12 protein-coding genes and 1 tRNA gene are annotated in these 18,528 nt (G+C 59.2%); 9 read left to right on the top strand and 4 right to left on the bottom strand.

Annotation, left to right across the window (positions count from 1 at the left end):
• From ACPFMJ_RS18660 to ACPFMJ_RS18670, 3 genes are read left to right on the top strand one after another with little or no spacing between them, the layout of a single operon-like run.
• Positions 1–792, top strand: coding sequence for an oxidoreductase (locus ACPFMJ_RS18660; protein ID WP_424361391.1), 792 nt, complete (start codon positions 1–3; stop codon positions 790–792).
• A complete protein-coding gene (locus ACPFMJ_RS18665) occupies positions 767–2,059 on the top strand; it encodes a Ni/Fe hydrogenase subunit alpha (RefSeq protein ID WP_424361392.1) in 1,293 nt (430 codons plus the stop codon). The genes ACPFMJ_RS18660 and ACPFMJ_RS18665 overlap by 26 nt, the downstream gene beginning before the upstream one ends.
• Positions 2,060–2,061: 2 nt before the next feature.
• Entirely contained in the window at positions 2,062–2,514 is a 453-nt protein-coding gene (locus ACPFMJ_RS18670) for a hydrogenase maturation protease (RefSeq protein WP_424361393.1), read from the top strand.
• Here ACPFMJ_RS18670 and ACPFMJ_RS18675 read toward each other — a convergent pair whose 3' ends face one another.
• Positions 2,515–3,534: a UDP-glucose--hexose-1-phosphate uridylyltransferase gene (locus ACPFMJ_RS18675; protein WP_424361394.1), complete on the bottom strand. Its 1,020-nt coding sequence runs from the start codon at positions 3,532–3,534 to the stop codon at positions 2,515–2,517.
• Position 3,535: 1 nt separating this feature from the next.
• Positions 3,536–4,696: a galactokinase gene (gene galK / locus ACPFMJ_RS18680; protein WP_424361395.1), complete on the bottom strand. Its 1,161-nt coding sequence runs from the start codon at positions 4,694–4,696 to the stop codon at positions 3,536–3,538.
• A 202-nt stretch (positions 4,697–4,898) separates the two neighbouring features.
• Between galK and ACPFMJ_RS18685 the strand changes: the two genes are divergently transcribed.
• On the top strand, positions 4,899–7,631 hold the full coding sequence (locus ACPFMJ_RS18685) for a glycoside hydrolase family 2 protein (RefSeq protein WP_424361396.1): 2,733 nt from the start codon (positions 4,899–4,901) through the stop codon (positions 7,629–7,631).
• Between the two features lie 15 nt (positions 7,632–7,646).
• Here ACPFMJ_RS18685 and ACPFMJ_RS18690 read toward each other — a convergent pair whose 3' ends face one another.
• Positions 7,647–9,242 carry a phosphoenolpyruvate carboxykinase gene (locus ACPFMJ_RS18690; RefSeq protein ID WP_424361397.1) on the bottom strand — a complete coding sequence of 532 codons (1,596 nt, stop codon included), beginning with the start codon at positions 9,240–9,242 and terminating at the stop codon, positions 7,647–7,649.
• Positions 9,243–9,355: 113 nt separating this feature from the next.
• Here ACPFMJ_RS18690 and ACPFMJ_RS18695 point away from each other — a divergent pair, with 113 nt between their 5' ends.
• The 5 genes from ACPFMJ_RS18695 to ACPFMJ_RS18715 all read left to right on the top strand — a co-directional run bounded on the left by ACPFMJ_RS18695 (position 9,356) and on the right by ACPFMJ_RS18715 (position 16,546).
• Positions 9,356–10,993: an alpha-keto acid decarboxylase family protein gene (locus ACPFMJ_RS18695; protein ID WP_424361398.1), complete on the top strand. Its 1,638-nt coding sequence runs from the start codon at positions 9,356–9,358 to the stop codon at positions 10,991–10,993.
• Between the two features lie 102 nt (positions 10,994–11,095).
• Positions 11,096–11,180: transfer RNA gene (locus tag ACPFMJ_RS18700), tRNA-Tyr, on the top strand.
• Between the two features lie 952 nt (positions 11,181–12,132).
• Positions 12,133–12,819 carry a hypothetical protein gene (locus ACPFMJ_RS18705; protein WP_424361399.1) on the top strand — a complete coding sequence of 229 codons (687 nt, stop codon included), beginning with the start codon at positions 12,133–12,135 and terminating at the stop codon, positions 12,817–12,819.
• Positions 12,807–15,095 (top strand): KGGVGR-motif variant AAA ATPase, encoded by a 2,289-nt coding sequence (locus tag ACPFMJ_RS18710; protein ID WP_424361400.1) that lies wholly within the window; start codon positions 12,807–12,809, stop codon positions 15,093–15,095. Before ACPFMJ_RS18705 ends, ACPFMJ_RS18710 begins: the two co-directional genes overlap by 13 nt.
• Positions 15,092–16,546: a hypothetical protein gene (locus ACPFMJ_RS18715; protein WP_424361401.1), complete on the top strand. Its 1,455-nt coding sequence runs from the start codon at positions 15,092–15,094 to the stop codon at positions 16,544–16,546. The genes ACPFMJ_RS18710 and ACPFMJ_RS18715 overlap by 4 nt, the downstream gene beginning before the upstream one ends.
• Before the next feature lie 256 nt (positions 16,547–16,802).
• Here the strand turns inward: ACPFMJ_RS18715 and ACPFMJ_RS18720 are convergent, their stop codons facing one another.
• On the bottom strand, positions 16,803–18,176 hold the full coding sequence (locus tag ACPFMJ_RS18720) for a tetratricopeptide repeat protein (protein ID WP_424361402.1): 1,374 nt from the start codon (positions 18,174–18,176) through the stop codon (positions 16,803–16,805).
• Between the last annotated feature and the right edge of the window lie 352 nt (positions 18,177–18,528).

Consider the following 18,528-nt stretch of genomic DNA (forward strand, 5'->3'; position numbering starts at 1 on the left):
ATGACGCCGAGGAAACCGCGCCTCGCCGTCTGGAAATTCGCTTCCTGCGACGGCTGCCAACTGAGCCTTCTCGACTGCGAGGACGAACTGCTCGCCATCGCGGGCGCGATCGACATCGCCTATTTCCCCGAGGCGACGCGCGGCGAGGTGAAAGGCCATTACGATCTTTCGCTGGTCGAGGGCTCCGTCACGACGGCGCATGACGCGGAGCGCATCCACGAAGTGCGTCGCCGATCGAAGACGCTCGTCACCATCGGCGCCTGCGCCACCTCCGGGGGCATACAGGCGCTGCGTAATTTCGCCGATGTGCGCGAATATACGTCGATCGTCTACGCGCATCCCGAATATATCCACACGCTCGAAACCTCGACCGCCATCTCGGAGCATGTGCCCGTCGATTTTGAGTTGCGCGGATGCCCGATCAACAAGGGCCAGCTCGTCGACGTCGTTTCAGCCTTCCTTTCGGGGCGCCGTCCCAACACGCCCGCGCATAGCGTCTGCATCGAATGCAAGCTGAAGGGCAATGTCTGCGTCATGGTCGCGAAGGCGACGCCTTGCCTCGGTCCGGTGACGCATGCAGGTTGCGGCGCGCTTTGCCCGTCCTACGATCGCGGCTGCTATGGCTGCTTCGGCCCCAAGGAGACGCCCAACGCGCCGTCGCTGAGCGTCTGGCTCGAAGGCTTGGGGATGGACGCCAAGCCGCTGGAGCGCGTCTATCGCACCTTCAACGCCAACGCCGAGCCTTTCCGCACTGAAAGCGAGAGACATGCCGAGCAAGACAATCAAGGTTGATCTTCTCGCGCGCGTCGAGGGCGAGGGCGCGATGAAGGTCGTCGTGCGCGACGGCAAGGTGCAGCGCGCTGAATTCAACATCTTCGAGCCGCCGCGCTTTTTCGAGGCCTTTCTTCGCGGCCGCCATTTCGCCGAGACGCCCGACATTGTGGCGCGCATTTGCGGCATCTGTCCTGTCGCCTATCAGATGAGCGCCGTTCACGCGCTGGAGAATCTGCTCGGCGCGACGGTGGACGGGCAGCTGCGCGCGCTGCGGCGGCTGCTCTATTGCGGCGAATGGATCGAGTCGCATGTGCTGCATATCTACATGCTGCACGCGCCGGATTTTCTCGGTTATGACGGCGGCGTGCAGATGGCGCGCGACCATGGCGAGGCGGTGAGGCGCGGCCTGCAGCTCAAGAAAGTCGGGAACGAAATTCTTCAGCTTCTTGGCGGGCGCGAGATTCACCCCATCAATGTCCGCGTCGGCGGCTTTCACCGCGCGCCGCGCAAGCGGGAGCTGGCGCCTCTGGCCGAGAAGCTGAAATGGGCGCGCGAAGCGGCGATCGAGACCGCGCGCTGGGTGGCGACCTTCGATTTTCCCGAGCGCGAGCGCGATTACACTTTCGTCACGCTGGCGCACGCCGCCGAATATCCCTTCAATGAGGGGCGCATCATTTCCAATCGCGGCCTCGACATATCTGCCTCGGAATATGACGCGCATTTCGAAGAGAGCCATGTCGCGCATTCGACGGCGCTGCATTCTCAACTAAAAGATGGCGGCGGCGCCTATCTCACGGGGCCGCTCGCGCGGTTCAATCTGTGTTTCGCGCAGCTCTCGCCGCTCGCGCGGGAGACGGCGCGCGAGATCGGTCTGGGCGAGACTTGCCGCAATCCCTATCGCAGCATCATGGTCCGCGCGATCGAGGCCGTTTACGCCTGCGACAAGGCTTTGCGAATCATCGATAATTACGATGAGCCGGACAGACCCTTCGTTCCAGTAGAGCCGCGTGAAGGCGTCGGCTACGCGGCCACCGAGGCCCCGCGCGGGATGCTTTACCACCGCTATCGGATCGACGGTGAGGGTACGATCACCGACGCGCAGATCGTTCCGCCGACGTCGCAGAATCAGGCCTGCCTCGAAGAGGACCTCGTCGATTTCATCGGCGGTTTTCTCGACCTGCCCGACAAGGAGCTTCAGCACCGCGCCGAGCAGACGATCCGCAATTACGATCCCTGCATTTCCTGCGCCACGCATTTCCTCAAACTGGAAATGGACCGAGGCTGAGATTGGCGACCATCGTCATCGGCGTCGGCAATCATGATCGCGGCGACGACGCCGCCGGGCGCAAGGTCGCGCACCGCCTGCGGGCGATGACCCCTCCCGAGGCGCTGGTCGTGGAGCTCGATGGCGAGGCGACGACTTTGCTCGCGCGGCTGGAGGGCGCCAGCGCCGCCATCCTGATCGACGCCTGCGTGTCGGGAGCTGAGCCCGGAACGCTTCACCGCTTCGACGTCGCTACGGCGCCTCTGCCGAGCGGCGCCTTTGGTCTTTCGTCGCATGGCTTCGGTCTATCCGAAGCGATCGAACTCGCCCGAGCGCTGGGGACCTTGCCAAAGCGCTGCGTGGTTTACGCGATAGAGGGCGAGCGCTTCGATATCGGCGCGCCGATGTCGGATAAGGTAATGGCTGCGATCGTTCGCGCCGCGCAGGAAATCCGGGCCGAACTCGCGACGCTCTGATCAGCGCGCCGCCCGCAATCGCTCAGCGGCGCTTTCCGGCGTGATGTCGCGCTGAGGCGACCCGAGCAATTCGAAGCCCACCATGAATTTCCGGATCGTCGCCGAGCGCAGCAGCGGCGGGTAGAAATGACCATGAAAATGCCAATGCGGATGCGCGCCGCCGTCGCTCGGTCGCTGATGGAATCCCATGGAATAAGGGAAGGGCGTCGCGAACAGATTGTCGTAGCAGCGGGTGATCTGGCTCAGAATATCCGCGAGGGCGCGCATATCGCTTTCCGTGAATTCGTCGAGCGCGCCGAGATGATGGCGCGGCAGCAGCATCGTTTCGAAAGGCCATGTCGCCCAGAAGGGAACGAGCGCGACGAACCCATCATTTTCGCAGACGATGCGCTCACCTCTGCCGAGTTCAAGCGCGAGATAGTCGCAGAGCAGGCAGGACTGTCTATGCGCAAAATAATCGCGTTGCCTGTGTGATTCCTTCACAAGCTCGTTCGGCTCGCTATCCGTCGCCCAGATCTGGCAATGCGGATGGGGATTGCTGGCCCCCATCATCGCGCCGCGGTTTTCGAAAATCTGCACCGCGCCGACGAGGGGGTCGGCGTCAAGGCGCATGAACTCGTCCCGCCACAAGGCTGCGACCTTCGCGATGTCGTCGACAGGCATGCTCGACAAAGTCAGGTCATGGCGCGGGGAGAAGCAGACGACGCGGCAGCGACCGGCTTCTCCGCGCGCGACGATCAATCCGTCTTCGTTGATCTCGGTTTGCGGGGCGTCGGGGAGCAGAGCGGCGTAATCATTGTCGAAGGCGAAAACGTTTTCATAAGCCGGATTGCGTTCGCCATTGGCGCGGACATTTCCCGGGCAGAGATAGCAGCCGGGATCGTAGGACGGCACGACGGCGTCGCTCTTCGCCTCCGTCTGCCCTTGCCAGGGGCGACTGGTGCGATGGGGAGAGACAAGCACCCACTCGCCTGTCAGGGCGTTGAGGCGGCGATGGGAGGCGTGTTGCAAATCGAGCATGTCAAAGAACCACAGGCCCGGCGCCCCGGCCGGGATAGCAGGAGAAGATCATGGGTTTGAGACCCGTCTCTTTTTCATAGGTGGGGCCGACGATGTCGGCGAAGCCCTCCGCCGCCGCGGCGTCGACAAGGCTCACCGTGCAGCCGCCAAAGCCGCCGCCCGTCATGCGGGAGCCATAGACGCCGGGGGCCGTGCGCGAGAGCTCGACCATCAGGTCGAGCTCCGGGCAGCTCACATTGTAATCGTCGCGGAGGCTTTCATGAGAGGCGTTCATCAATCGGCCGGTCTCGATGAAGTCGCCCGCCTCCAGCGCCGCCACCGCTTCGAGCACGCGCTTGTTCTCGGTGACGACATGACGGGCGCGCTTCAGAATGGTCTGGGGCAGGCGAGCGCCATGCGTTTCGAGTTCAGGAACGCTCACGTCGCGTAGCGCCCGCACGCCGTCGATCGTTTGCGAAAGCAAGGCGACGGCCGTCTCGCAGTCCCTCCGGCGCAGATTATATTCGCTGCCCGCGAGCTGGTGGTGCACCATCGTGTTGCAGACGAGGATGCGCACCTTCGGATCGATCGGCACAGGCCGCGCCTCGAGACTCCGACAATCGAGCAGCAAGGCGCAGCCTTCGACGCCGTGGCAGGAGATGAACTGGTCCATGATCCCGCAGCGCATGCCAACAAACTCATTTTCTGCGCGCTGGCAGATCTTCGCGAGATCGAGGCGGTTTATCGGCGCGCCTGCGACGCTGAGCAGCGCATAGCCGACCGACGCTTCGAGCGCGGCAGAGGCCGAAAGCCCCGAGCCCATCGACAGAACGCTCATGACCATCATGTCAGAGCCCTTCAGGCGGTGGCCTGATTTTTCGAGCTCTAGCGCGACGCCGACGACGTAGTCGCTCCAGCCATGGACAGGGCTTTGCGGCTGACCGAGGTCGGCAGTAAAATCCGCATTCAGATTGACCGAATGAACCTGGATCACGCGATCCTCACGCGGCGCGACCGCGACATAGGTCGCAAGATCGAGCGCGGCGGGCAGCACGAAGCCGTCATTATAGTCGGTATGTTCGCCGATGAGATTGACGCGCCCGGGCGCGCGAAACAGGATCGGCTGCCGACCGAAGCGGCGCTCGAAGAGATGTAGCAGATCATTGGGGCTGAGTGGGGTCATGGCGTCCGATCGGCTGACGAAAGCGCAGCTTCCCTGCTACAGAAAACTCGTGTCACGCTGAAGCCTGGCCACGAAATTAACTGGCCTTCTTACGTAGTTTCGCGTAGGGATTTTTGGATCGCGCTGATCGCAATATTCGCAATCGAACATCATCTTCTTTTCGACCCTTAACGGGCCAGGTTTCCGGCCGGGGACGACGACGGTGAAGAAAGCGCGTATCAGCCTCGATGGCATGTGGGACTTCCAGTATCTCGGCAGCGGCGCCGCGGCGCTTTCCGGGAAGAGGAGCATTCTTGTCCCCAGTCCCTGGCAGGCCCGATTTCCCGATCTGAGCATGCGCGGCGGCGTCGCCGTTTATCGCCGAACGGTAGATGTGCCTGCCGCTTGGCTGGAGCAACGCGTCTTCCTCCATTTCGGCGCGGTTTTCCATATAGCGCATGTCTTCGTGAATGGCGCCTTGATCGGCAGCCATGTCGGCGGCTTTCTGCCGTTTCATCTGGACGTGACGGAGGGCGTCGCCTCTGGTCGCGTTGAGATCGAGGTGCGGGTCGAGAGCCCGACGGACGACCCTTCGGAATTCCCGCACACGCCCTTCGCGGAAATGCCCTTCGGCAAGCAGAGCTGGTATGGGCCGCTTTCCGGCATTTGGCAGTCGGTCTATCTGGAATGCAACGTTCCCGACCGGCTCACATGCCTGCGCGTCGGCGCCGATCTCGATAGCGGCGACATTTCGGCGCAGTTGAAGTTCGAGCGCGCGTTGTGCGCCCGCACCGAGGCGGTCGTCGACGTGCTAGACCCTCAGGGCGCCTGCGTCGCTTCGGCGCGCGCCGAGCTCGCGGTCGGCGCGGAACACGCGACATTGCGCGCGCATGTTGCGGAGCCGCAGTCCTGGTCGCCGGATGCGCCCAATCTCTATACGCTGCGCGTGACGATGCTGCGCGACGGCAAGACGCTTGACGAGCGGGATACGCAATTCGGCTTCCGCAAGATCGAGACGCGCGGCGGCAAGCTCTATCTCAACGGCAAGCCCTTCTATCTGCGCGCGGCGCTGGATCAGGATTATTATCCCGACACGATCTGCACGCCGCCATCGCTGGAGTTCATCGAAGACCGCTTCCGCAAGGCGAAGGCGCTCGGCCTCAATGCGCTGCGCTGTCACATCAAGGCGCCCGACCCTCGCTATTACGACGCCGCCGACCGGCTGGGCCTTCTGATATGGGCGGAGCTGCCGAATGGCGGTTACTCGACGGAGCGTTCGCGCGAGCGCAAGGAGACGACGCTCAAGGGCATCATCGACCGCGACGGAAATCATCCGTCGATCTTCTGCTGGACGCTCATCAACGAGAACTGGGGCGTCGATCTCGTTCATGACGCCAAGCACCGCGCCTGGTTGCGACGGCTTTATCTGTGGCTCAAGGCTTATGACCCGACGCGCCTCGTCGTCGACAATTCGCCGCTGGCGCCGAGCTTCCATGTGCAGAGCGATCTCGCGGACTATCACTTCTACGCAGCTATTCCCGACAGCCGGCACGACTGGGACCGCTTCGTCGATGCGCTCGCGGACCGCGGCGACTGGCTGTTCAGCCCCGAAGGCGACGCGGTGACGACCGGCGAGGAGCCTCTGCTGTGCTCGGAGTTCGGCAATTGGGGTCTTCCGGATCCCGAGAAGCTGAACGACGCGGATGGTCGCGAGCCCTGGTGGTTCGAGACGGGGCACGATTGGGGCGAGGGCGTCATGTATCCGCATGGCGTGCAGAATCGCTTCCACGACTGGAGCCTCGATCGCGTCTTCGGCAGTTTCGAGGCCTTCATCGAAGCGACGCAGTGGCAGCAGTTCCGCGCGCTCAAATACGAGATCGAAGCCATGCGCCGGCGCGGCGAGATCGCAGGCTATGTCATCACCGAGCTGACCGACTGCCATTGGGAATCCAACGGCCTGCTCGACATGCGCTCCAATACGCGCGCCTTTCACGATGTCTTCCATACGATCAACGCCGACACCGTGATTGTTCCGCGCCTCGAACGCGCGTCCTATTGGTCAGGCGAGACGCTGGAGCTGCCGCTCAAGATCGCCCATGGCGGCGGCGAGGCTCTGGAGGCGGGGACACTGGAGATTCTCTCCGACTGGCCGCAGACTATTTCGACGCCGCGCATCGAAGCGGGCTCGGTCGCGGACCTCGGCGTCATGTCGCTGCAGCTTCCGGACGTCGACCGCCCTTCGATGCGGCGCATCTCGTTCCATCTGCGCACGCCGGACGGAAGCATCGTGGCGCGCAACGAGATCGAATTCGCGCTTCATCCGCCACGCGCACAGACGCCTGGCTACGCCCTTTGGTCCCCGGAGCCGGATATGCGCGTGCGTCTTCAGGCGCTCGGCTACCGCTTGGCGCTGAGCATTCATGACGCCGATATCGTCGTCGCGCTGCGCAATACGCCCGATCTTGCGGACTATGTGCGCGGTGGCGGGCGCGCGGTGCTTTTGCCCGACGAGGAGGGAACGCTCACGCCCTTCTTCCCGCATTGGCAGAATGTGAAGGTGCTCGCGCGCGACGGCACGCTTTGGCGCGGCGACTGGGCTTCGTCCTTCGCCTGGCTGCGGCGGCGCGGGCATTTCCGCGCGCTGCCGGGCGGACCCATGATCGATCACAGTTTCGACCGCGTAATCCCGACCCACGTGATTTCGGGTTGCAATCTGCTCGACTTCCATGCGCGCGTGCACGCCGCTTTGGCGGTGGGCTGGATTCACAAGCCGGTTGGTCTTGCAGTGGAGCGCAACTACGGCGAAGGTCATATCGTCATCTCGACCTTCCGCCTGTTGCGCGACGCGCCCGGCGCCGATCCGACCGCCACGGCGCTCTTCGACGCGCTGATCGCCGCGGCCGCCGCTAATCTTGCGGTTCCGGCGCTCGAGCCTGCGAAGCTGGAATCGGCCTGATCCGCCAGCCGCGCGTCAACGGCGCGGCCCCGCTTCGCGAACGTCCCGATCGACGAAGGGGGAAAAGGCTTCGAAATTGCCGTGGAACATGCCGACGAGACTTGAGGCCGTCTCGGCGTAGCGCTCGGCGGACGACCAGGTTGCGGCGGGATCGAGGAGGCTCAAATCTACGCCCGGCGCCGTTACCGGCGTCTCGAAGCCGAAGAATGGATCGCGGCGATACTCTGCACGGGCCAGCGATCCGTCGAGAGCGGCGCGCAGCAGCGCGCGCGTCAAACGGATCGGCATGCGGGACCCTTCGCCATAGGGGCCGCCGCTCCACCCTGTATTCAACAACCAGCAATTCGCGCCATGAGCGGCGATGCGTTCCCGTAGCATATTGCCATATTCGGTCGGGCGCCGCGGCATGAAGGGAGCGCCGAAGCATGTTGAAAACACAGCCTGCGGCGCGCGCAATCCGTTCTCCGTCCCGGCGACGCGCGCCGTATAGCCGGAGAGGAAATGATACATGGCCTGCGCCGGATCGAGTCGCGCGATCGGCGGCAAGACGCCGAAAGCGTCGCAGGTCAGCATCACCACATTCCTCGGATGACCGGCGCGGCCCTGCGCGGCCGCGTTTGCGATGAAGTCGAGCGGATAGGCGATGCGCGTGTTTTCGGTCTTCGAGTCGTCGTCGAAATCGACCCGGCGCGACGTCGTGTCGAAGCCGACATTTTCCAGCACGACGCCGAACCGATTGGCGGCCGCGTGGATCTCGGGCTCGTGCTCGGCCGAGAGACGAATCGCCTTGGCGTAGCAGCCGCCTTCGAAATTGAAGACGCCGTTTTCGTCCCAGCCATGCTCGTCGTCGCCGACCAGCATGCGTTCGGCGTCTGCGGAAAGCGTGGTCTTCCCGGTACCTGAAAGACCGAAGAAGATCGCCGCGCCGCTCGCATGGTCGTTCGCGGAGCAATGCATGGGAAGCACGCCGTGCATCGGCATCATGAAATTCAGGAAGGTGAATACCGACTTCTTGATCTCGCCGGCATAGCGCGTGCCGCCGATCAGCGCGATGCGGCGCGTGAGGTCGAGGGCGATGATCGTTTCCGAGCGGCAGCCATGGCGCGACGGATCGGCGCGGAAGGAGGGCAGGGCGATGATCGTCAGGTCCGGCGGCAGCGAAGCCGCGCTGGGCGCGAGGGGCCGGATCAGCAGATTGCGGATGAAAAGCGCATGCCAGGCGAATTCACTGTAGACTCGAATGTCGAGGCGCCGCATCGGATCGGCGCAGGCCTGCAGATTTTGGACGTGTATGTCGAGACCGCGCGCATGCGACGTCATATCGGCGTAAAGTCGGGAAAATTGTTCGGGAGTCATTGACTGATTATTGTCCCACCAGACCGTTCCGTCGGTGAGCGCGTCCCGCACAACGAATTTGTCCAGGGGCGACCTGCCGGTATGCGGCGCGGTCTCGACGACGAGCGCTCCGCTGTCGGCGATCAAACCCTCCTTGCGTCTGAGGGCCTCCTCGTAAAGCCGGGGCGCTTCAAGGTCGTGAAAAGCGGGTTGCAGATCGTCGAGGGAGGAAAGGTCAATCGGCCGGTCCGCCGTCACCCTCGATTGCGCCGTCATTTGTCGCCAGCCCTTGCAAGAATGTCACCTTGCAAAAAACGTCGTCTTGCAATCGGATGTTCCACCGCGGACGCAGCTTTGCGGCAGGGCCGCGAAAGGGGAGACGGCGATCCATGAGCGAGCGTATCGGCGACTATCTCATTAGGCGCATTGGGGAAGAGGGCGTCGAGCACGTGTTCGGCGTGCCCGGTGATTACTGCCTCTCTTTCTTTTCTCTGCTCGAGAAAAGTCCGATCAAGATTATCAATTCCTGCGATGAGCAGGGGGCCGGCTTTGCGGCTGACGCCTATGCGCGTCTCAAGGGCCTCGGCGTCGTCGCGCTCACTTATTGCGTCGGCGGATTGAAAGCGGCGAACGCCATCGCTCAGGCTTACGCCGAGCGCTCGCCCGTGATCCTCATCAGCGGCGCGCCGGGCGCGCGCGAACAGCTTCGCAATCCGCTGCTGCACCACCGCGTCAGGGACTTCGATACGCAGTTCAAGGTCTTCAGGGAGCTTACCGTCGGCGCGACCGTGCTCGACGATCCGGCGACCGCCGCGAGCGAAATCGATCGCATGATTGCGCTGGCGCGCCGCCACAGCCGGCCGGTCTATATCGAGTTGCCCCGCGACATGACGCTGGCGCCCATTGCGCCGGCCGCGCCTCGCCCGCTGCCTGCGGAGACGAGCGATCCGGAAGCGCTCAATCAGGCTGTCGCCGAGGCTGTCGAGAAGATCGCCAGCGCCAAGCAGCCGGTGATCCTCGCGGGCGAGGAGCTGCACCGCTTCCGCCTCCAATCGCATCTGGCGACTCTCGTCGAGCGGACCGGCATTCCGGTCGCCGCGACCATCATGGGCAAGTCGGTCTTTCCCGAATCGCACCCCGCTTACATGGGCGTCTATGAAGGCGCGATGGGGCGTGAGGCGCTGCGCGACTATGTCGAGCGCAGCGATTGCCTCGTGCTGCTCGGCGCGATGATGACCGACATCAATCTCGGCATTTACACGGCCAACATCAATCGACGCTTCGCCATCTACGCGGCGAAGGACCGCGTCTCGATCGGCCTTCACGCCTTCGACGAGGTGCGCATGGAGGATTTCGTCGCCGCGCTCGCCGCCCACCTTTGGCAGAAGCGCGCCGTCGCGCCGTATCACCATCCCGCGCATCCAGGTCCATTTAAAGCGAGCGACCGCCAGATGACCGTCGAGGCGCTGTTCCGCCAGATCAACGCCTTTCTGGAGCGCGACATGATCGTGATCGCCGATCCCGGCGATGCGCTGCTCGGCGCCTCCGATCTCTTCATCAGCGACGGCGCTCACTTCATGGCGTCCGCCTATTACACCTCGCTCGGCTTCGCCGTGCCAGCGTCCATCGGCGCGAAGGCGGCCGCGCCGCATTTGCGGCCCCTCGTCCTCGTCGGGGACGGGGCCTTTCAGATGACCGGGATGGAGATTTCGACAGCCGCGCGATTCGGCATGAACCCCATCGTCATCCTCTTCGACAATGACGGCTATGGCACGGAGCGGCCCATGCTCGACGGCGGCTTCAACGACATCAAGCGCTGGGAATATGCCGAGCTGGCGCGGGTGATCGGCGGCGGGTTGGGTATCAGGGTCTCGACCGAGCGGGAGATGGCGGCGGCGTTGGATCGCGCCCGGGCGAACGAATCGGGCTGGACGCTGATCCAGGTGATGCTGGAGCGCGAGGACAGATCGCCCGCCTTGCAGCGTCTGACAGCGAAGCTCGCCGAACGCGTCCGCGCCAGAAGCTGAAGGGCTGAAATTGGAGTTGACAGGGGAGCCGCGAGCAACGCATATGCCGCTACCGATTGGCCGCCACGGCGCGCCAGTTCTCGCGCAAGCCGCGAGACGGATGGGGGAATGTCCCGAGCGGCAAAGGGGGCGGACTGTAAATCCGCTGGCTAAGCCTTCGTAGGTTCGAGTCCTACTTCCCCCACCATTCTGAAATCATTGAACCTTCTGACGCTGAGTAGGCCCAAAATGGCCGGTTGCCGTGTTGCGTGCCCTCGCATCAAATTCCCATGATTACCAATGACTTCCAAAAGGTCACTGCGACTCCGTGCAACATGGATGCAACACGGAAGAGAACAAAAGCCGTTCAACTCCTACCGAAAATGCTAAAGGATAGCTCCAGCTCGGTGCTCTCGCGCCCTCGTACGTCTGGCAAGAGCGGGCCGCTCGATTGTTGCCTCGTGGGGCAGAGGGACAGGCCGGAACCACAAAAACGAGAGCTCGGGAGCGAGCCGCGTTAATCGCTCGGCGGTCCCGCGGTTAACGTCCCCACTGAGAGGGCGCGCGCCGCCGGGTCGTCGAGAGCGCTAGAGACTCTCCCGTCGAGTGACCGGCGGAAAAAAGGACTCGACCCCCCAAACCAGACCAGCCAGATTTCGGTAGGCGTTAGAGTGGGCGGCCTTGAAAACCGCCGTGGGGGCAACGCCACGTGGGTTCGAATCCCGCCCCCTCCGTAGTAAAACCCATAATACGCTGAAATTTCAAAATCTTTTGATCTCAAAAAATCGCAGCCCCACACCGGGCCCCACATCGACACTCAACCGTATCCCAAACAGAGACAGCAGGCCGATCGACAATGGTCTGCCATGCTTCTCTCATCCTGTTGAGAGCGGCACCGCATCTGCATGGCGGATATAAAATAGGGATTGTTTGTCGCTGAGGCCACCCCGGGGGGCGAGCGCGAGGGGGTTCGGCAGGGCCTTTGAGGGTCCCAGCGAGAATTTTTCCGCTGCGGCGAGTATGGTCAAGCCTAGGCTATCCTGAGCCAATCGGCGCTGTCCGTCAGCGGTTCATTAATGGTGATCAACTAATGATCATTGATCACTCATTGATCGGCCCCTCAATTCGCTCTAAGATTCATCTGGGAGGAAACCGAACCAATGACCGAACAAAGCTGGGCCCTCTTGAGCGAGCTTGCAGACAATCTTTCATCTCCGGCGGAACTTCGCCCAGAGGTGCTGACCGTGATCGCTGATCGACTGGAGGATGGCATTTCCGCTTCGAGTCGAGTCGAACTGGATGCACTCAAGCGGAATTTGGCCGAGTTTTTTGTTGCCCTGCTAAAAAAGGCACCTCCTGGTTCCGCTGATGCTGCGCGAGGAATCTTGGCCGCCCCTGCGGATGCGTTGGCCGCATTTAAGCTGGGACAGATCGACTTTGCACAGCATTTGGCGTCACAAGTGGCGGAGCGGCGTGCAGATGACGAATTTATGCGTGTGCTAAAAACAGGTGCCTATTCTACTTATGTCAGGGCATTGGCCCAACGCGATCTTACCGGACAGGAGCTGTCCGAGGTCGCGCGTGAGCGCCCGGAGACGGTAAGCCGAAAGCTCAAGCGTTTAAAGGAGCTTGGCGTCGTGGATTGTCGCCGAGAAGGGACTAGTTTCCAGAACTTCCTCACTCCTGCAGCGCGCGCGGCGTTGCAATTACCTCCATCTTACGGGCGAGTGCAGATACGAAGCGCGGTGAAAGAGCGCGCAGTCCAGAGGAGGCGAAGTGCATTAGCGCCCCACCTTCAGCAAAGACAAACCCTTACAAACTTTGCACTACTTAGATGCAGTTTTTAACTGTGCCTGCGAAAGAGCGCGAAGGGCGCATCATCACTTTTTATTCGTACAAGGGTGGCGTCGGCCGTACTATGGCCGTCGCTAACGTAGCCTTTTTGGCTGCGCTGAATGGCTACAAAGTTCTAGTTATGGACTGGGATCTAGAAGCTCCTGGGTTGTATTATCACTTTCGTAGCCTCCTTGAGGCTCCTGAGGCCAAGGCTCTCAGAGACGCTCCCGGAGTTCTGAATTTGTTTTGGGATTGGGCGTCCTCGATAGACGCGGCTCAAACCGATAATGAAGTTGACAGAGTATTTGAGCGCTTTGCTGAGGGGTCAGTTTTCGAGGAATCGGTCCGCAATATTTTGCCCTACAACATGTTTGGGCATGATGGAAAGCTCGATTTCGTCAACGCTGGAAGCCCACTAATTCCCACGCCCGAGCTTAGGCCTTACGAGGACGCGCTTGCTCACTTTTCATGGCCAAGTTTTTTTGAGGATCAAGCGGGAGGTAGCCTAATCGAAACTCTCAGGTCTTGGGCTAAGCGGAATTATGATTTTATTCTACTTGATAGCCGAACTGGCCTCGCAGACGTGGCAGGTATCTGCACAATGCAGATTCCCGATAGCGTTGCACTATGTTTCATCCTCAACCGCCAGAATATTGACGGAATTTCGAAGGTTTCCGCTGCCATAAGAAACCGCCGCCAGGACGAAATTACACTCCACGCAATCCCTATGCGGGTTGCGGCATCAGATACTGGCGAAGAAGCGGACGCTCGCGCGCGCGGCATTCACGAACTTACAAAAATTGGCGGCTTCTCACTGGAAGCCGTGCAAGACGATTTCCGCTTGTTGTCGGTGAGGGGAACTAGCAATGTTCCATATTACGAGACTGTCTCTCCAATTACTGCGACAGAAATATCGACTGATCCCCTTGTCTTGAACTATGTGCGTTTAGCGACGCGGATTTTGGAAACGCCGGTGGAGATACCGGACCTCCCCCCTGAATGGGTGACAACTATAAAGCGCCGCCTCCAACCGAGAAATGCGACGACTGAATATGTGGTCAAATTAAAGGCTGCAGATCCCGTTCGGGCTACGGAAGAACTCGCCGGATTCTTTGAGAGCGCCTTTGAAACGGCACTGGATGGCGGAGAGCTAGCCGACGATTATGTGACAGCTCTTGTGGATGCCGCGATCGTGTTGACCGATCACGCCGAGTCTCCCATGCAAGCTGCCAGCATGCTCGATAGAGCCTTAGACCTTTTGCGTGCACTGGCCGCGGAGAATCCGGAAAAGTGGAGCGCTCTTCTTTCATCCACACTGGAGCGTTATATTGAGGAAATTCCGTTCTTCTTGGAGCCGTACGAGGAAATTAGCCTTATTGATGAACTCGACGCACTGCTCGCAAACTCGACCTCAATCTCCTCGCGACTCAAGCGGATAGGTAATCGCAGACGCGCGGCTCGGCTTTTTCTTGCAACAGAGCAAGAAGAGGCGGCATCACAAACTCTGCACGAGATAAATAAGCTGGTTAAAGAACTCCGGTCCACAAGCACGAAGCTTGCGTCGGATCAAATCGAGCAGCTATTGGCGGCTGAGGTCGATGCGCACGTGCAAAGAGGAAGGCTGTACGAAAAGCTCGATAGCGCCAAGGCAATCAAAGAGTTTTCTCAAGGACTAAAGAAGCTTGTGGAAGCTGGCGCTATAATTTCAAATGAAAAAAGCGACCTTATGCGCCTCGGATTTGAAATCCATTGTCGCTTAGCTCTAAGCGATGGTTTGACGCCGACGATAGCCGCTCAGCATGCTGTTGAAGCTGCTCGCCGTAGTGCAGGGCTAATGAACCTACCGAGCCAATTTGTTGATCTTGCAAACATCGCCCTAAATGCGGAACAAAACCCTGAATTTGCGGTCGAGTTTTGTCATTACGCTTTTGAAGCTCATGACCGCAGAGGCACATCGTTTTTCATATCGTATTTCAGTCGCTCAGCGGCAAATACATTACGGTTTTTCAACGTGGCAACGCGTTTGATCAACGTGGTTGCTGGCGTTGGAACCGATAAAGCAAAAACGTCCGCCATCGCACTGGCCAAGACTGTGAATGCGGTACTTGATAGAACGCGAAACAAGGCATCTATCCTCGGAGGCGGACGGTTTCGAGAAAGCCTAAATGATGAGCTTATAAGACTGTCTGAGGCATTTCGGGCTGCGGGCATAGGCGACGAACTGGTGATACCTCTAATCGAAGCGGTCGCTCAGCAACCAGTTCGGCCCAAACGGCCGTCACGATGACAACTCGTACCTGGCTTTCGCCTGCCGTTCTATTTCTAAGGCTCTGGCGCATTGCAGAGACTTGGGACTCCGCACAGCGTTTTTTGGGGGGATCAAGCGATCCCGCCCTGGAAAAGGCGCTTGCTTCAGCCCTTGCCGAAGACGAAGCTCACATCGCCTATTTTAAGCTCCTGGAACTTGTCGGCTCACTTGATGGTATTCATCAAGCCACACGCAGAAGAGTCTTATCTGCGATGCGAGCAATAGACGAAGCGTTTCATCTCATCCATCCTCGATCCCCTCTAGTGTCTCCAGCAGCTGGGCGACGTGCACGCAAACCTCTTTGGCTAAAAGCGTTGCGCGACGAACGAACCTTGTACGGAACTTACGCGTCGTTCGACGACTGCATATTGGTACCCAGGGGTCCGTTGCTTCGTGGACCCCGGGGGGCCTCGGCGTCGAGCGCAGAAAAGCTAGCAGATCGCTTCGCCGCACTTTCTGTCGTTCCCAAGGAACTTATGCACGACGGCAGGCCAATCGCATTGGAACTTAAGCCAATTTCAGCGAGTGCTAGTAGCGGGGTAATGCCGGGCGCTAATAGTGGCGCGGAGGTAGTTGCATTCATTCCTGTCGGAGAGAAAGACGACGATATTGTCGCAACCGAAAGGGTTGTGGCAGGTCAGAGGGTCGTCAATTTCAACCTGAGAGCTTCTTCGAACGCCGCTCAGTGCATACTTGACGTTTTAAACAGAGGCGGGCAGTTCGATATCGTATTAGCACCAGAGTTCATGGTCTCCGAAAGTCGCGCGGTGGAGCTTGGCAGAGGAATTACGTTCTTGCCGAAGGCCCCCCGCCTTCTGATTGCAGGCTCCGGAGAGACAAGCGCTAGGGCTGGGGATCAAGGATGGAACGAGGCTCGCGCGTTTAATTCAATTGGCACTGAACTCTGGCGTCAAAGAAAAATTTGGCCAGCTGGGATTCAGCAAGCCAGAGCAATTCAGCTGGGCTTGTCGGATCCAGGAAAAGACGGGCTTATCCAAGAAGATACAGCCGCCGGCAACAGCATACAAATTGTTGATGCGGACGGGGTCGGGCGGTGTGTAATTTTGATTTGCCAAGATATTGAGCTACCTCTAACGAATACTCTAATTGAATGCTTTCAGCCAGACTGGGTGTTTGTACCGATTCTTGACGTCGGTGTCGACATTGGCCGATGGATGCATGCGACCGCGTTTCGGTTAAGTTCAATCGCTCAGTCCCGCTTCCTAGTTGCCAGCAGTACATCGTTGGCAGACAAAATTGGAAACAAAGACCCGCATTGTGGCTTAGCCATAGGCCCAAAAGAGCCGGTTGAGATAGAAGATCGCCCGCGTGCAACAGCGTTAGTAAAGACCAACGGGTCAACGCCGGGATTCGCTGAGATTCGATGGAGAGACGGTCGCTGGCTGATTACTAAGCTAACCGCCGAATAGCGTCCCTTAGGCTTTTCGTGACTCCGTTCCGAACGTGGAAGACCCGGCCTCCACTGTTGCCATTGGAGGGTGAAAAACAGCCCCTTCGAATTTTCTCTCGGTCTAGAGCAACGCGTCTTCGCGACTGATAATGAGAAACGGCCGGCTTTCGGTAGGTTGCACTTCGGTCGACCTCCTCGGCGACGTGCTGCCTCGTATCTTCACGGCGAGCCCGCTGGATCCCCGTTGGGCGTTTCTATGCTTTAAAAAAAGCACCTTACTTGAACAACTCGTTCAAGTCCTTTTTAGTCTGCTTCCCGGCCTTAAACTCCGAGCCAGCTTCTTTAAGCACGTGATTGATGTAGCCTTGCAACAACATCGCGCTGTCGACCGAAAAATTGTAGCCCTCCTCGAACTTGCCTTTATTTCTCTGAATCCGAGCCGCCGTAGCTCCGTTCTCATAAATAATAAACTTTATCTCGGTAGACGATTTGCCTTCTATTTTTTCCCCGTCTTTCGGGCAGTCGGAAGCTGGAAAACAGATGACGGTCTTCTCAAAGTTTTTCCTCACTTTTTCTTTATGAGCAGTTTTTGACCAGTCGTTAATCTTGAGTAGTGCGTCTTGCGCATCAAGCAGCTCTGGCTGTGTCATCATAATTTGGGCGCGAACCTTTTCTACGTCTGATGTCAAATCAACGAACTTAAATACAAAGTAAAGTTCTCCCTTATCAGAAATCACTGGTTCGACCCAAAATTCCCCTGTCTCCTCGGTTCCGGGGATATAGAATGGAATCTTTGGGAAGGTCTCGGACGCTTTTCGTGCAGTCGGATATACAACCTGGTCGTTTGGCTTTGTTGGTGTAGAATATCTCCTTATTAGGTCTTGTTTTTCGGCGATACTTTTGCGCACGTTATCTATGTTAGTGGTTACTGAAGCGATAGTCTCGTCCGCCTCTCCCGCGTCGCCCGCGGTGCTAGGAGTCGTTTTGATTGCCCTTTGTTCCGCGAGAACTTTCTTAAGCAGCTCTAGCTGGTCCTTGAGTTCCGACACCTCTCTAGCTAATTTTAATGTTTCGTTACGGCTATCGGCGGCCACTTGTTGGTTCGGAGCCGGTAGAGGGTCCTGGCTGACGCGGGGGGGCTGGCCTTTTAGAAATGCCAGTTCTTCCTCGGTCTCGGCATCGTAGGGATTCAAAGCCAAATATCTCTCGAGGTCGGATTTGGCTCCGCCCGCGTTTCCAAGCTGCTTGTTGGCAAGCCCGCGATGCTTATATGCAGCTGAGAGGGAATTGTCCAAATCTATCGCGCGTGAAAAGTCAGATACAGCTTCATTCAATCGAGCAGACTTATAATATAGAATCCCACGTTCAATGTATAGCCCGGCATCTTGGGGAGCTAGTGAGATTGCTGTATTGTAGTCATTTAACGACTTAACGTAATCGCCTATCTCCGACAGGAGATTAGCTCTCGCGCGATAAACAAACGCGTAACCAGGGGCCAGCTGAATGGCGGTGTTGGCGTCGTTCAACGCCTGATTGTAAAGTTTTGCGGCCCTGTACGCATTCTGCCTATTATCAAAGTATCCAGCTATTCTTGGATTTATCCTGATAACATTAGAGAAGTCCTGAATGGCATCCTGGTAGTTTTTCAACTCCATATTCGCGTGACCGCGACGGTTATAGGCCCTTTCAAGCCGACGTTTATCTTTCGTGCTGCGGATGATTTGAGTGCAGGAAGTGACCCGTTCCGGAGCCAGTTGCTCCTTAGTGCACGCTACGCTTTCGGCTTTGGATGGAGCAGGGCAGGTGATGACAAGTGGCGCGGAGACCACAAGAAGTAGTGTTGTTCTCAGTCTTGAGGAGAAATTCCTATGAGTGCGCAACTTGCGTCCCCCAACCTCAGAGGCGGAGCTACGGATATTGGAAGGGAAAATCAGATCCGCAAGAACGGTTTCAGGGAGTCATACGCCAGTTCCGGATTTTTTCGTTAGGCAATGAAAAGCT

The sequence above is a fragment of the Methylocystis parvus genome, from assembly GCF_049675845.1.
GTDB classification, from domain to species: domain Bacteria; phylum Pseudomonadota; class Alphaproteobacteria; order Rhizobiales; family Beijerinckiaceae; genus Methylocystis; species Methylocystis parvus_A.

Coding starts and splice junctions, on each gene's coding strand:
- ACPFMJ_RS18710 (WP_424361400.1), top strand. CDS start 12,807: ATGCAGTTTTTAACTGTGCCTGCGAAAGAGCGCGAAGGGCGCATCATC.
- ACPFMJ_RS18690 (WP_424361397.1), bottom strand. CDS start 9,242: ATGACGGCGCAATCGAGGGTGACGGCGGACCGGCCGATTGACCTTTCC.
- ACPFMJ_RS18705 (WP_424361399.1), top strand. CDS start 12,133: ATGACCGAACAAAGCTGGGCCCTCTTGAGCGAGCTTGCAGACAATCTT.
- ACPFMJ_RS18660 (WP_424361391.1), top strand. CDS start 1: ATGACGCCGAGGAAACCGCGCCTCGCCGTCTGGAAATTCGCTTCCTGC.
- ACPFMJ_RS18695 (WP_424361398.1), top strand. CDS start 9,356: ATGAGCGAGCGTATCGGCGACTATCTCATTAGGCGCATTGGGGAAGAG.
- ACPFMJ_RS18715 (WP_424361401.1), top strand. CDS start 15,092: ATGACAACTCGTACCTGGCTTTCGCCTGCCGTTCTATTTCTAAGGCTC.
- ACPFMJ_RS18675 (WP_424361394.1), bottom strand. CDS start 3,534: ATGCTCGATTTGCAACACGCCTCCCATCGCCGCCTCAACGCCCTGACA.
- ACPFMJ_RS18665 (WP_424361392.1), top strand. CDS start 767: ATGCCGAGCAAGACAATCAAGGTTGATCTTCTCGCGCGCGTCGAGGGC.
- galK (WP_424361395.1), bottom strand. CDS start 4,696: ATGACCCCACTCAGCCCCAATGATCTGCTACATCTCTTCGAGCGCCGC.